The sequence below is a fragment of the Paenibacillus sp. FSL H7-0714 genome (assembly GCF_038003765.1).
Lineage (GTDB): Bacteria > Bacillota > Bacilli > Paenibacillales > Paenibacillaceae > Paenibacillus_AQ.
The window spans coordinates 4,238,282-4,253,538 of record NZ_JBBOPT010000001.1; the positions used below are offsets into that span (position 1 = coordinate 4,238,282).

11 protein-coding genes are annotated in these 15,257 nt (G+C 45.3%); 1 reads left to right on the top strand and 10 read right to left on the bottom strand.

Features of this window, described 5'->3' with window-relative positions:
- Position 1: 1 nt before the first annotated feature.
- The 5 genes from NST34_RS18880 to NST34_RS18900 form a co-directional block, all read right to left on the bottom strand.
- Positions 2–1,372, bottom strand: coding sequence for an ABC transporter substrate-binding protein (locus NST34_RS18880; protein ID WP_341128542.1), 1,371 nt, complete (start codon positions 1,370–1,372; stop codon positions 2–4).
- Between the two features lie 33 nt (positions 1,373–1,405).
- Positions 1,406–2,296 carry a DUF6923 family protein gene (locus tag NST34_RS18885; protein WP_076300873.1) on the bottom strand — a complete coding sequence of 297 codons (891 nt, stop codon included), beginning with the start codon at positions 2,294–2,296 and terminating at the stop codon, positions 1,406–1,408.
- Positions 2,297–2,434: 138 nt separating this feature from the next.
- On the bottom strand, positions 2,435–3,289 hold the full coding sequence (locus NST34_RS18890; RefSeq protein WP_052404329.1) for an AraC family transcriptional regulator: 855 nt from the start codon (positions 3,287–3,289) through the stop codon (positions 2,435–2,437).
- Positions 3,290–3,475: 186 nt separating this feature from the next.
- Positions 3,476–5,257 (bottom strand): methyl-accepting chemotaxis protein, encoded by a 1,782-nt coding sequence (locus NST34_RS18895; RefSeq protein WP_341128543.1) that lies wholly within the window; start codon positions 5,255–5,257, stop codon positions 3,476–3,478.
- Between the two features lie 162 nt (positions 5,258–5,419).
- Positions 5,420–7,531, bottom strand: a complete 2,112-nt coding sequence (locus NST34_RS18900; protein WP_341128544.1) for a glycoside hydrolase family 52 protein — start codon at positions 7,529–7,531, stop codon at positions 5,420–5,422.
- 173 nt (positions 7,532–7,704) lie between these two features.
- On the opposite strand from NST34_RS18900, the gene NST34_RS18905 reads away from it, so the two are divergent.
- Positions 7,705–8,619: an AraC family transcriptional regulator gene (locus NST34_RS18905; protein ID WP_076286707.1), complete on the top strand. Its 915-nt coding sequence runs from the start codon at positions 7,705–7,707 to the stop codon at positions 8,617–8,619.
- Between the two features lie 76 nt (positions 8,620–8,695).
- On the opposite strand, the gene NST34_RS18910 is transcribed toward NST34_RS18905, so the two are convergent.
- The 5 genes from NST34_RS18910 to NST34_RS18930 form a co-directional block, all read right to left on the bottom strand.
- Entirely contained in the window at positions 8,696–9,472 is a 777-nt protein-coding gene (locus NST34_RS18910) for a carbohydrate ABC transporter permease (protein ID WP_445667673.1), read from the bottom strand.
- 590 nt (positions 9,473–10,062) lie between these two features.
- Positions 10,063–10,722 (bottom strand): VOC family protein, encoded by a 660-nt coding sequence (locus NST34_RS18915; protein ID WP_341128545.1) that lies wholly within the window; start codon positions 10,720–10,722, stop codon positions 10,063–10,065.
- A gap of 334 nt (positions 10,723–11,056) precedes the next feature.
- Complete coding sequence (locus NST34_RS18920; protein WP_341128546.1) at positions 11,057–11,443, bottom strand: hypothetical protein; 387 nt, start codon at positions 11,441–11,443, stop codon at positions 11,057–11,059.
- Complete coding sequence (locus NST34_RS18925; protein WP_076286704.1) at positions 11,403–11,849, bottom strand: hypothetical protein; 447 nt, start codon at positions 11,847–11,849, stop codon at positions 11,403–11,405. Before NST34_RS18925 ends, NST34_RS18920 begins: the two co-directional genes overlap by 41 nt.
- A 351-nt stretch (positions 11,850–12,200) precedes the next feature.
- Positions 12,201–15,155 carry a hypothetical protein gene (locus NST34_RS18930; RefSeq protein ID WP_341128547.1) on the bottom strand — a complete coding sequence of 985 codons (2,955 nt, stop codon included), beginning with the start codon at positions 15,153–15,155 and terminating at the stop codon, positions 12,201–12,203.
- Between the last annotated feature and the right edge of the window lie 102 nt (positions 15,156–15,257).

Consider the following 15,257-nt stretch of genomic DNA (forward strand, 5'->3'; position numbering starts at 1 on the left):
CTTACTTATTGAAGGGAGCAAGTGCCTGTTCTGCTTCTGCTTGAGCCTTTTTAAGTGCACCTGCTGCATCAATCTCTCCTGCCAATGCCGCTTGAATCTGGTTCGTAATTGCCGTCGATACTTTACCATGATTATGAGTGGACAATTCCCGAAACGCATATTCCAATTGATCTCTCGCTACCAATGCTTGCGGGAAATCCGCCGTATACTTCTTCATAGCATCTGTATCGTATGCGGATTTTCTTACGCCAACATAACCGGATGAGCTGCTAAAGAGGGCAGCTTGTTCTGAAGCCGTCATATATTTGGCAAATTCCCAAGCTGCAGCTTGTTTTTCAGGAGATGTGTCCTTGAAAATATACAGGTTACCTCCTCCAGTAGGTGATCCAAATTGCTTTTGTGCGGGTGGGAACGCTACGCCGAATTCGAACTTCGCGTTATTTTTTACATTGGTTAAGTTGCCGCTTGTATGCATCATCATGGCTGTTTTGCCTTGAATGAAATCTGTCGGAACGGTTGCCCAATCAATAACACCTTCCGGCATCGCCTTATATTTATGGGACAAATCTAACCAGAATTGCAATGCCTCCACATTCTCCGGCGTATCGAACATCGCTTTTTTGCCATCGGAGGACATTATGTTTTGCTTCGGATCGGAAGCATTTTGCCGTGCAAGCATTTGAAACATCCAATACGAATCATCATTGCCCGGAATTTCCAGCCCCACGTGACCGTCTTTGTTCAGTTTCTTAGCATAGGTTACAAGCTCATCCCATGTAGTGGGTGGTTTCTCTGGATCAAGTCCTGCGGCTTTGAACATTTCTTTGTTGTAGTACATAACAATCGTGCTCCGCTGAAAAGGCAGACTGTAAGTTTTACCTTCAGACTGTGTATCCTCTACAAAGGCGGGATAAAAATCAGCCATCTGAATATCCGTGTCCTTTGCAATAAAATCATCCAGCGGAATGATTGCATTCATATCGAGCATACTGTACAGCTCTGTTGACATCATGACCGCGACATCCGGTGGCTGTTTGGCCTGCACACCTGCTTGAATTTTCACGGTATTGTCACCGTAATTACCTGTGTACACGGGATTAACCTTAATTTCCGGGTGCTGCTCCATGAATGCACTAGCCATCCCATCGATTACTTTTGTAAGGGGACCACCAACATTAACCGGATAATAAAATGTAATCTCCACCGGCTTAACGGCTGGAGTCTCTGTGGATTCCGGAGTTGCAGCGATTGCTGTGGGTTGAGCGGTATTTTCTTTGGCTTCAGCCGTACTGTTATTAGATTGTCCGCAGCCCGCTACTGCCAGCATTGAGACGGATAGCAGTGTTAGAATAGTTTTGGTTTGCTTTAGCATTTCTGTTAGCCCCTTTTTTCGCTTGGATTTGAATTAAAATGCATAATGGCGAAAGTTCACACTAATGCGATTCGAGCCTACATCAAGAATATGGAGCTGTGCACCATCAGCGGTAGGCAATACAGCAATTCCTTGGGCTTCAGTACCACTAGGCAGATTGCGATCAAAGGCAACAGATACGTTTCCAGTCTCCGGATCAATCTGATAAACCGTTTGGGTTGCGTTATCCGTAGAAGCATACAGAACACCGTTGTACATTTCGGCACCTTGAATTCGATCAATACTTTGGGAAAGTGGAATGGTTGTGATCACATGCATATCGTCAAGACTTAGTACATTCAAGACGCTTGCATTACTCCACTGAGCTGTGTAGACCTGACCGCGAGCAGCATCAACGGCTACCCAAGGCACACCGCCAATATGCAGATTCAACGGTAAAGCATAGGATGTACCCGTATATTTCAAAGTGTTCACATCATAGAGAGCGATGTAAGGATGCTGATAGTTTTTGCCGTCTTCAATAGGAGCGTATATTTTACCGTTATAGTAGGAAATATCACCGATATGGTCTCCACCTTGGGAGGCAATCTCCAGTGGAATAGCCAATTCATTCCGTGCTTTTACGGATTTTCCATCAAGTCCAGTCCGTAAGAGCCCATACGAGGAATTAAAGATCCATGAATTCCCATCTGTAGCCACCCCTTGTCCCCGTTCCAGGGCATCAAGTAACCAGAAGGTTTGCTTAGATACTTCATGCCAAGTTCCAGCAGTTGTAGCTGAAGTCGAAGTTGACTCTGCACTGATTTCTACCTCAGTGTTTACTAGGTTATCCGGTCCGACTGGTGTGGCAGATGCTACTAAAGATAAAGAACTGGTCGTAAGTACCCCCGCGCAAATCAGACTGAATAATCTCTTTAATCTCATGTTTTCTCTCCTCCTAATAAGGTTGTAGTTCGGCATTTGTGCGCCTTACTTCAACCTTATTATAGGAGCTGGCAACAGCTCTCTAATTGAACAAAACACTTCTTTCCTTGAACAAAACTCTCATTTGCAAGAATAAAATCAATAAATCATATGATTAGGTTTGGAGGAGCTTTGATTCGCATACAGCTTTGGGGTTAGGCCGGTTTCTCGTTTGAATAATCTAGTAAAATGACCTTGATCGGCAAAACCAACCTGAGATGCAATTTCCTTCAAACCAATTTTTCCGGAACGAATAAGAAATTTAGAACGTTCGATTCTCAGGCGAATTAAATAATTATGGGGAGTATATCCTGTTTGTTGTTTAAAAATCCGAATAAAATGCGACTGGCTCATATTAGCCATGCCAGCGAGATCAGTCAGTTGAATCTCATCTTCTAAACGCTCACGCATAAATTGAATGACCTGAAATATTTCTTGATTGGCTGGCGTTTTTCGGTTTGAATGCTGGGGAATCACTGAAGAATAGTGTTGTAACAAGTGAATAATTAACATGTTGGATAAAGAGTCGCTATATATTTTTCCTTTGGCACCACCATTCTGTAATTCCTCCAGCATCCAAAGCCCTAATTGCAGTAGCTTGGAATCCTTGACATGAAATTTGCGGTCCAACTGGATATGGCCTTCCTTTAGATAACCAGATTCACGAGCAATCTCTTCGAGTACCGCTGGCGTAATTTCTATTTTCAAAAAATAGAGCGAGGTTCTGCCCCAAGGGCAAAGAAGGCTCTCATTACAGGGGGTAATATGAATGGTGTAGTAATTTTCGTAGTAGGCTGTGCAGTGAATTCCTATTAAATATTTAGACTCCGAGGATGGGGTGAAAGCTTGCTGTGGGCTATACCATTGCGAAACCTGAAGCTTATCCCAACCAAAAGTATCACTTGCAAGGACAGGCTGAGCAGCTGCAAAGGACGATTCTTCCATTTCTTTCATATTCATCCCCCTTTTCCCTTCAATATAGCAAGCCAGTATACGCTCCGCGTCAATGAGCTGTAAAAGCTATATTAATTTCCTCATAGTATTCAAAAGGTTATTTACGTCAGAACAGCAAAAAAGAGGGGTTAATTCCCCTCTTTAATATTTTACATATTCTATTTCTGTAACTCTAAGTCTGAACATCTATTCCAATTTAAACTGATTTACTAAAGCACGCATCTCATTTGAACCCTCTTGGAGCTTGCGAGCAGATGCGGCAATTTCCTCCATAGATGCAAGCTGCTCCAGAGTGGCAGCAGATACTGTCTGTGCAGCCGAAGCTGAGTGCAATGAAACCTGCTCGACCTCCATCACCGCAGCAGATATTTGTTCGGAGCCCGTGTACATCTGTTGTGCAGCGGTCGAGGATTGCTCCACCTGATCTACGATGGTCCGGGTGGCCTGCAAAATGCGTTCAAATGCTTTACCCGTATCATCAATCGCTTGAACCCCTGCTGCGACTTCATTTTGGCCTTTACTCATCGAATGATGGGCATGACCTATACTCGTAATAATTTCTTCAACCATGACTGAAACCCTTTCAGCTGCTTCACTTGTTTGTCCTGCCAGCTTACGGACTTCACTAGCTACCACTGCAAATCCTCTGCCTTGTTCTCTTGATCGAGCAGCTTCAATTGCCGCATTAAGCGCTAATAGATTCGTTTGCTCAGATATTCCTTTAATAGTACTGACGATGGTGCCTATTTGTTGAGACTGGTCATTTAAACTAGTAACGGTGATTCCTAAATCAACAACAGTATTACTTACTGCGTTCATTTGTTCGGAAGAGTTAATGATAAGGCTGTTTCCTTTATCAGCCTCTTCCAGTGTTTGCATGGACAGCTGATAGGCATGTGTAGAGGATTCAGCTACTCGCTGAATCTCTTTTACCATCTCCTCCATCGATTGGGAAGTCTCCTGCGTTGAGGAAGCTTGTTTCTCACTATTGTTCGCCACTTCAGTCATTGAGGATGAAGTCTGAACAAGTGCCGCTGTGGTTTCACCTAACGTTGAAGACAACTGTTTGGAGGAAGAAGCTAATAACTCCGAGCTTATAGTTAAATTCCCAACTAATTCCCGAATATTACCCGATAATTGATTAAAGCTGATTCCGAGCTGTCCGATCTCATCCCGATTGCGCACAGTCAATGCTTTACCGCTTAGATCCCCTTGAGCGATCCGTTCAGCTTCACGGGCTATGCGTACAATCGGTCTTGAAATATGTTGTGCAAATATGTATATTACAGCGATTCCGATGACAACGCATACAATCAATGTAGTAATAATTCCCTTTAGAATGGTTTGTTGCCCGGTATTATAGTCTTGCATATAAGAGCCTGCTGCTACGACCCAGCCCCAAGAGGGCGATAGTTTAGCATAAGATATTTTCAACGCTTCTTCTCCTACAGCGTTTCCAGTACCATCCGATTTAGGTAGCGGCCATTTATAGTAAGTAGCTCCACCACCGTTCTGTGCTGCTTTAATCAAATCCTGTATGTAAAAAGTACCGTTTGAGGTTTGTTTATCCCAAATATTATCTCCCTCTAGTTTGGGATGAGCAAGCAGTTCCCCCTTGTTATCTAATATAAAGAAGTAGCCGTTTGGACCCAAATCAATTGATTGATTAATAGGCCGAGTACCATCCTCATTTTTGTTTCCAAGTAGTAAGGTCCGTACTTGCTCTTGGGCTTCCACTTCAGTCAACTGCCCCGATTGAACGGAATTTTCCAAATTCTCAATTAAGGCGACAGCCAGGTTTACGCTTGAACTCAGTTTACTCTCAATGAGCTGATTCGTTTCTTTGACTGAAATCTGATAAATAACTGCTCCTAATATTCCGATGGGAAGAATTAGTAGTGTGAGTGACATCATGAGCAGTTTTTTCCGAATTGTTAGTCGCAACCTTGTACGTGTAACTTTTACCATATACACCGCTCCGCATCCTATTAGAATTAATTACAAATTAATACTATAGTACTAGTTTTGGGAATATAAATCAAAAAAAGAAATTCATAATTTAACAAAAAAAAGCAAACGCTCCCCTAATAAGAGGTCCGTTTGCCATTTATTCAATGAAACTCCAAATCCCTACTTCTCATCCAACCACAATATCGCTGTTACTCCACGAGGATAATATTTACTGCCCGTAATCTCCCCGGAAATAATTTGATCACTCCAGCTGAAGATCGATAATTCTGAATGGGTAAGCCATGCCACGTGAGCGCGATCTGCTGCCGCTCCGCGTTCATCCCATTCCAGTCCCAGAATGTTGCGGGCGATGAACTGCGAGAGATAGATTTTGCTAAGCCAGCTGTTATTGCTAGTGGATGAGATTTTCCAACCGCCGTCATCAAATAAACAAACGCCCGGCTTCAACACCGCATGAAGATGTTTGTCGAGTGCGCTGATATATGCGGCGAATCGTCCATTGCGATCAAGAGCTTCTTTACAACCCGTATAGTATGGGAATACAAGACCCTCGATAGCTGGAATGATCTTGGAGTCGTTACCTTCTCCAATCACAGCCGGGATATATCCATCTGCTGTAACGCTTGCCACCATCGTTGCGGCGCATTTCTCTGCTTGAACCCCTGCTGTTTTGGACAGCTCCACACGCTCATACTCTGCAAATATTTTCTCCATAGCTAAGTAAGCCGCCCAGCATTTTCCTGCCAAGTAAATATTGTTGCGAGCCTGACCTAAAGAGACATCCAGACTGTCATAGGTAGTAATCTCTGCTCCACCCATCGTACGTGAGCTATCTAGCGCCATAACACCGGTTCTTTGCTCAGGATCTGGATGATCCCGATTTAACATACTATCCAAGCACTTCTCCAAGATACTCAGATTACGTTCCATCCAGCTCCGATCACCCGTGTGCTCAAGATAAGTTGCCGCACTCAGCACCCAGTTTACCAATTGTTCATGTGTCATATGAGAGAAGCAACCATCAATGCCATATAACTCATAGGAGGAATAGCCCGGACGTGAAACTACGTTGGCTACACCCATATCATGTGTGAAGCTAATCCCACCTGGATACTCTGTATCATCCCCAGGGAAACGTACCGTATCTTCATAGCTGAATCTCTCTACGAACATATCCAGCTCATTACGAACCGTCCAAGGATTCAGACGCAGCTCGTAGAATAACTGATCGACGGTCAGATCAAAGGTATTCATCATCCGGTATTCGCCTTCGTTGACGATCCAGAATGGCTTATTCTTATTATCCAGTAATTGTGTGGAACCATAATAACTACGAATCGCATGCGCTAGCATAAAGGTTTGGTCTTCGGATAGGTTTGCATGATTAAACATCTCGTTAGCTTTCTCCGCTGCTTGTTTAAGAACATCGAATTTAGCTAATGCATATTCGGCTACTGCCTCAACATTGTTAAAATAGCGATTATAGTAATAGGAAGCATCCATACCAGAGGTAACATAACCCGAACGGTGAAAACAAATCGCAAACCGGTACGTTTCTTTTACTCCGGCTGGAACATCCATGATTAAAGCACCCACGCGACCCAGTCCAAAGGTCCAATTTTCCTGAAGCTCCTCACTTAGAATATCCTCCATCGTGAAATGAAGTGCGGACTTTGTAGTGCCTTTCTCGGCAGCAATCGCAATAAATCTTCCTTGTCCAACGCCTGTAATTTCAGATGACACATCATCCAGTCTTCTCATTCCGCTATACACATCTGTTCCCTGAAAACCAAAGAACGCGCGACGTGAGGTAGCTGATGAGGTGTTATCCACTTCGAGCTCAACCAGTACTGCTGGCAGCAACACTTCCTTCATTTCTTCCACAGACGCAGTTTCAGGATCTGGTACTGATCGAACTGGCGAGAGAATCCGGAAGGTCAGATCCCCCGCACTCCAGCTGTCTGTAGCTACTTGAAAATCTCTAGAAATCTCACGATCTTGAAAAGGGAATAGAATATTCTCCTTGTCTGGATTGGGGTCTGGATTCTCGATGTCATAGCGTTTGCTCTCGTCATCTCCGCCAATCTCGTGAAATGGTAGTGTGTCATACCCTTTCCCATCAGTGCGTTCTAATCCTATGAATATATTCTGTCTAGGAGGTTTGGCCATCTCCAAATCTAAACCACCACTAGCTCCTTTAAATCCTAAGGTAAAACTCGCAAATGCACCGATCGGTGAATGATGAGCATTAAAGAATTTATTATGTGACATAAATAAATGCACTCCCTCCAACATGATCCCGGATACCTCCGGGCTATATATCCATGTTATCGATATTTCTGGAAGTGCAACAGGGCTAAAGCCTTCTATTATTTGGGCAAATCAAACATCGATAACAACCTATGATATAATTAAGCCAAATTTTATTGTAAAAGAGGATTGAAATGATCTCGAATGATCCCGCCTTCCATAATTCTATTGACGGTCAGATGTCACCAGACATTCAAGCAGCCTTTCATATCTTCGCCGCACATTGGAGAAAAGTAAATTCGGATTGGCAATATCCTGTACACACTCATCCGATGTTTGAGATTAATATTGTCCTTCAAGGTGAGCAACAAATGACGGTAGGCAATAAGTCTTTTATACAGAAAAGCGGTGATATTTTATTCATTCGTCCCGGTGTTGAGCATAGTAGTATGGGTTCAAATGCTGACTGTGACATGACTTATTACTGCCTGCATTTTGATATTGATGACCTGATTTTGCGGCGTGCCTTACTTACAGCAGATGCTGTTAGTCTCAGCGGGAACACCCCCGAACTGCTGGCCATCCGTTCCGCGCTAGATGTAATCATTAACTCTTCCATCTTGTCAGAGTCTAAAGACACACATAGAAATCGCTTGATCACACTGCATGCTTCACTGCAGCTTCTGACCGCGCTCAGCGGTTGGGTGCTTTCGGAAATGCCTCTCCCAGCAGATACAGAAGCTACAGAAAATACAGTTGCCCTGGCTAACGCTATTGAAGGACTATTGCAGGAATCCGTCTCCACCGCTGCCAGCACAGGCGAAAGAGGTGGCGGTATTGAGGACATTGCTGCCAAGCTCGGATATAGCACTACTCACTGTAATCGTGCTTTTCATCAAATCTATGGGATGTCACCAAGGCAATATTTATCACGCTTAATCATTCGACACGCCAAACTGCTGCTGATGGATAATAGTCTATCTGTCGAATCGGTTGCTCAACGACTGGGGTACCGTGATGTGTCCCATTTCAGCAAACAATTCAAACGCTGGACAGGTCTCCCGCCAATGGGCTATCGCCGTTTAACTGCGAATCCAAGCACACTTTAAAGATCTTTACGCCTACGAAAAAAGGGGTGTATTCCGCTGTCCACTAAGTGGTTACAGGATACATCCCTCTTATGAATTACCCCTTCGTCGCTCCCGACGCAATCCCCTTCACAAAATACTTCTGCAAAGCGATAAACACAATCAACACAGGCACCACCGACATCGCTGTTCCCGCAAAAATCATATCCCAACGGGAAGAGAATTCTCCGATATAACGGTAAATTTCCACAACCATCGTCTTAGCCTGTCCTGAAGGTAATACCAGCATCGGCATCAAGAAATCATTCCAGATTCCAAGTCCGTTCAAGACAACCATACTTGCCGTAACAGGCCCTAATAGCGGGAAAACAATTCTCCAAAATATCCCGTACCGAGAACAGCCATCAATCTCTGCCGCTTCTTCAATTTCTCTAGGTATTCCTTTGACAAAACTGGTATACATTAGACATCCAAAACCTACTGCACCGGCTACATAAATAAGAATGGGTCCCGCAAGGCTACCGTACAATCCTAGCATTCTAAGCTCTTTAAACAAAGGAATCATATACGCCTGAAAAGGAATCATCATACCAGCCAAAAAATATACGAACATAAATCGAGTCCATCTAGTATTTCTACGTTCAATGGCATACCCTGCCATGGGAATGATCAAGACCTGTGCGGAGATAGACACCGCTGTCAGAATCAGACTGTTCAGAATCGCTCGTGGAAACTCTGTTTCTGTTAACAGGTATTTAAAGCTGTCCAGATAAAGGGTTTTCGGAAAAGCAATGGCATCCTTCATGATCTCTGCATTACTCTTAAAGGCCGACATCAAATTAAAGAAAATAGGAAAGAAAAATAGAATAGCCACTACTAAGGTAACCAAAAAAAGTGCGATTTGCCCAACTGGAAGACTGTAATGATCAGTATGATTCTGAACAAGACCATGGCCAGCGCCGTACCAAAACCTTGTCTTAATTCACCAAACCCAACTTTATAAATAATATAAGTTAACAATATGGCATACAGACTCCTCCAAAATTGAGTTATTTATAATATTCTTACACTAAAGAAGAATCTACATTGCTTTATCAAGCAAACCAGATCTCCGTTTCCGTTTCGTTTTGATTTATACTAATATATTATATATATAAAGCACGCTTGTTCTCTATTCTTGTTTCCTGAGTTAAACTAACCTACCCGATCAATGAAGCACCTTCAGTCTAATACTTTATTTTCTCAGTCTACAACTTTATTTCCTTTTGACAGCATTTAGACTGAATGTCTTTATTCCACGAGGCTTTTCGAACTATCATACCATCAGAATCCATAAAAATAAGTTTTAGACTGACCCTAGAAATTGAAACAGCGACAGCAAAGGACGATAAAATCCTCGACTGTCGCTGGTTCATTTAACTAACGTTTCCCGTTAGTTGAAGAAGCGGCCTTTCTACGTAGGTTCTATAACCTCGTGACATTCATTCCATTTGAATCATCGAGGGTAACTTCACAGACATCAGTCTTTATTGTTAGTTTATATGGATACGATTCTTTGTCTGACATAAACCAGACCCTGCCTTCCTTTACAACAATAAGCAACCCTTGCTCGTCACCGACAGCAGCAAATTTGCTGTGATATTCCCGCCAAGGAAAGATCCTTGCATGTGATAGTTTGAGTACTGCATTTTCAACGTTGGGTACAGGCAAACCGATTTCACTTACGCATAATAAACTCGCTTGAGAAAATAATTGATCGGTTGAATTGTTCAAATTATGCCGTGCAATCAATTCTACAAGATTGCCTGCGGGATCACAGAAATAAATAGAATGGGCATTCCAGTCCTTGAAGTGCACTACTTGCTTGTCTTGATCGAGTATTATAGGGACCTTAGGAGTTATCCATCGCACCACCTCGTCCATTTTGTTTTCAGGTATATTAAAAGCAAAATGATACATAGGTTTTACGCTTTGTTCAGACTCTTTAAAGGATAGGCTAGACTCCCCAACTTTTACACTAAATGAAGTTTGATTTTCTTTAATTACAGTTAGCCCCAGAGAATCCACATAAAACTCCTTCAATTCTTTAATGGAATGAGCAAGCATCTCTACTTCTCTTATCATTCATTTTCACCTCAGCATTTCTAATAAATATTTCACTTCCAATAATTTACTTAGTTAGAAATTCGGGATCATTGCTACATCATCCTGTCAGTTAGCTGAACAGGCACTAGTGAACGATGTGACGATTTCTTCGATAAATATATCTTGCTTAACTCCACTTCAACTTCCCAAAGCTGGTCCATGATAGATTGCGATATTTGTCTGTCGATTTTTCTCTCTCGTGCACCGAACAATCGAGTTTGTCGATCCCATAAGTTAAGAGGGAAAGAATGAGTCCCGTTGAAAGACCTGCTATTACAGGTGCATGGAAGTTCGCTATCGGTGCTATCCACACCTAGGCCATGAGAAACTTTTCGATTACTTCCTCCAGCAAAATACCGCCCGATGTGACGAGGATAGACATCCCCAACTTCATACACTGGTGATGGACCTCTTCCGGTAACATCTCCTCCGGTGGATTAAGAAGGAAGCGAATCATACTAACAAGGGACATAAGTCCTTCTTTGATGATCCGAACCATGCGTTTCATCGTGGTAATGAAGTTGTTGATCAGGAAGATGATTAGTTCTGATACGAATCCAGTAATTGCACCGTCTATAAACTGCTTAATGACTTCCTTCCATTTGTCCGTGATAAGGAGGGCAATGGATTTCAGGCGTCCTGGAAGCTCGTCCTTTAGTTTAATGGATTGTTTCTTCTTTTTGCTCAGCAAATCTTTCACACTGCACCATGACTTCCTTCCCGACTTTGTTGTATAGACGTTTGTTTCTTTCCCGGCGAGCTTGTGAATAAAGTTCTTTGGCCTGTTCTTTGTCTACTTTATAATACTGCGCGTTTGTCTTTGTTTCGTCATTTGTAGATGGAGTTTCCATCCATTTTATCAGGTCTTGGTCCTGTTTAGACTTATTTAAACTGGCATTCGTCCAAGTCTTATTGTTGTCGCTATTCGCTAAATCCTTGCGTTCATCTACGTCTAGATATAATCGAAGCCAATCGTCATCATGAAGTTCTTTTGCGGATATGACATGTTCGATATGTGATTGGCCATCTCGCTCTAAAGTTTGATTTGTGTAGCCATCTGTAATTGGTACTTCATCTTTGAACCGTTCCTTCCTTGCCCTTTGCATGTCTGCTTTTTACGCATAATGCTCACGCTCGTAAGCGCTCTGATAGTCCCGTTGCTTCTCACCGGACAAACGTTCGGAATAATCGGATCCTTTCTATTTGCGTTAAGTACGGTTGGAATAGCCCCACCATCGAAAGACCTCACCATGTTAAGGGAAATCCCGAAGGGACCTATAAGACTTTGTAGCCCCACCTTTGGTTGGACTTTCACCAACTAGATAATGCTTGCCTCTGGGCACGCTATAATAGAAAAAGACAGCCGATCTACCGGCTGTCTCTATTGTTTTTTTATCTCGTGTCCTGTTCCGTGCTTATAAATCAAATCTTCTGCATCTTCGGTTCAGATATGTTCTTTACAGTACCAGCTGTGCGTGGCGAAACAATGAGGGGTTCTTCGGTGTCGTGCCGACTCCTGATCCCCACTGCAAGAAACCATCGCGGGAATCGCCACTGGATCCCCGGTCATCGTCATTCACCAGGAACGAGATTCCAATGGTCTGCATCGGCGGTCCGCTAAACCCTAGCGAGGTCCACGGGACAGAGATGACGTAGTGCATGTTACTTCCGTCTTGAACGATGTTCGCTTTAGCGCCAGGGGTTGGTCCCGACTGCTGGCCGGCCGGCGCCGCGAATGTGTAAACTGACGGTCCGCTGTCGAGAAGTGCAGCCCCGATTTCAACACGCTGTCCGCCAGCGTGTCCTGGCACTCGGTCATAGGTACTGAACTGGATGGAATCGGTCTGCCATAGTGTGCTTGGAGTGCGCGCGCCGAAATGTTTATCGTCTGTGACCATGGCGTCAATCACAAGTGCGTCGCTGTTGTAGTTGATGCGCAGATGCCCACTGAGATCGCTGTTGCCGCTTCGTGACCCGGAAATCGATACCCATGTCGCTTGCGTCGCCAAGTCGATTGCGGGCAACGATTGGTGGTCTGTGGGCTCGATGGGAGCGTAGGAAATCGATCCGGATAAAGTGTCCGAACCGTTCTCGCTATCGACGGTCACGCTATACCTCAGGGAATCGAACAACGGAATGTCGGAGAGCGGGAACCGCATCGATGCAGTTCCATTCGCAGAGACATTGGCCACATCCGGCACCTCCCCAGATGCCGGCCCAACTTGGTAGGTAACTTGGGTCGCCGTGAAGGCGCTGGTTCGATTATTCTTCAGATCGATGTCGAGAAAATAGCTTCGGGACGTCGCATCTGAGGTGATTGTTGGCTGGACGCTGATCTCGAACGGCTTGACGACATTTGTCGTTACCCTCAAGCCGGCAACAAGACTCGGCTCGTGCTTATTGTTGCCCCCTTTCCCCGGCTTCGCTTTCGTTACATCTACGGCTATAGTTCGCTGGCCAAGGAGCATGGTTGCAGGAACGCTGATAGTGGCGCTCGTTACCTTGCCTGGGGAAGTTCGAAGCTTTATAGGTTGTGCCCCGTTCGCAATGATCGTCAACTCATTGGGAAGATCCGTCTTGCGGTCCGAGCGATCTGCAGTCACCGTTACAAGAATCGCCTCTCCTTTTATCGACTGGTCGGCAACTTTCATCGTGATCGCTGACTGCGCTAAGCCTAAGCTGTCAACATTGCCTGTGACGTAGATCGGGCTGCCGTTGAGCGTCAGAATGACCGCGCCGTCTGTCGGATTCACCGTCTGAGCCGAGCCATATTCATCAGTGACGATCAGAGGCTGGGTAGTATGCAAAGCAATGTCCTCGGAGCCCGTGGACCACATCACCCGAGTCGTCGAGCCTCCTCCTGTGTACGGATACGAGTAGGCGGTAGCGGAGCCGAGGCTGTCGCGGGCACCAAGAGTCTTTCCGGTCACCGCGCGAATGAGCACAGCGTTTGCGACAGCTCCCGGTTTCGGAGCTACGCCGACTACGCCATCGACGGGTTGCCCGAACAGTCCAAAGTGATGTTCCCTATTATTGGGGTCCGTACCGTCATCCATAGCCGAGTACCAACTGAAGACATCCACGCCTGCTGCCTTTGCCAGCACCTGAGCACGCACCAGATTATCCGCTTGCTGGAGCTCCGTAGAGCCAGGGGCATACGTGGGCCAACCGTTCTCCGTAATCCACACGGGGACATGCCGATTTCCAGCCGCCTGCCTCACCTGCTGCACCAACGCAGGAAGCTTCGATACCAATAGGGTTTGCTCGGGCGGGGTGTTTGCCCCCTTGAGAGCGTAACCGTAGACATTCGTCGCGAACGTATCAATGTAGTTGATGCCGCCGGCAGCGAAAAAGGCATTATTCCAGTTATCGTCAATGGTAGATGGAATCGGGCCTATGACATTCGCGTCGGGGTTTCCTTCGTGAATGGGGCCGTACATAGCCTGAAGCATCTGTACATAGCAGGCTGCAGTAGTACCGCAAGCACCGTTGTTGAAGCCGGTGCCATTGAACTCGTTGTAGATGTTGAAATCGCTGACCTTCCCTTTGTAGTGCTCGGCGGCAGCTTTTCCGAACTGACCAAACGCGGCTAGGCCAGCCGCGGAGCTCGGCGTTTTCCCGTTGTCATAATTTGTATTGTTATAGGCCAGAACACCCTGGGGAGTCATGCCGAGTTCAAGAGACTGTTGTGATTTGGCTTCAAAACCATACCCAGCCCAGTTGTACACGCCTGGCTGCTTTTCAATTAATGACCAGTTAATATCGCTGCGAATGTGGCCATAGCCGATTGTCGCCAGAGAATTCATGAGTCCGTCTTCAAGGGATTTGTAGTGACCAAAGTGTGTGTCGATCCCGAAGAAGGAATCAGGGCTTAAGGCGCCGGCTGGCGTCGGGGTCACAATGCCAAACGTTGTGGTGCGCGTTACCGTCTGGTCATCAATCAGGCTTGAGAAAGTGAGGTTGTAGAATCCCGGACCGAGGTCCTGCACCGATAGCGAAGCATGTCCGTCAGCTCCTACGGGTACAGATCCCGTGCGAAGACTCACGCCCTGATCATCCGTAATTTCATATGAAACCAAGTCACCCACTGTGCCAAAATCCAGGTTTGCGGAATTGGTTGTGAAGAGCAGACTCGGGTTCATCACGGATAGCGCTGGGGTCGTTGCAAAAGTCACCTGGACTCGCGCGAAACAGATTTCCGGCATGACGCCATTGATACTGTGAACGCGCAGACGGAAATCTGCACCGTTTGTGCCATTTGCGAACCTAATTCCGTTCAGTTCAAAAATCTGATTCTTCCAAGTCTGACTGCCGCTTGTAGGCATCCAAGGGGTGGCCTGGTATGCGTTGTTTTGACCGTCATACTCGATGGCCATGGTCGTCGCCGCTGCGTCAAAGTAGTCAACGGACACGATTGCGTACGTCGCGCCATCAGGTTTCGCGGAGCTCCCTACATCAATGTAGAGAAAGGGATTTAGGGGATCTTGTGACGTCGTCCAGCACGCCCTGCCGTT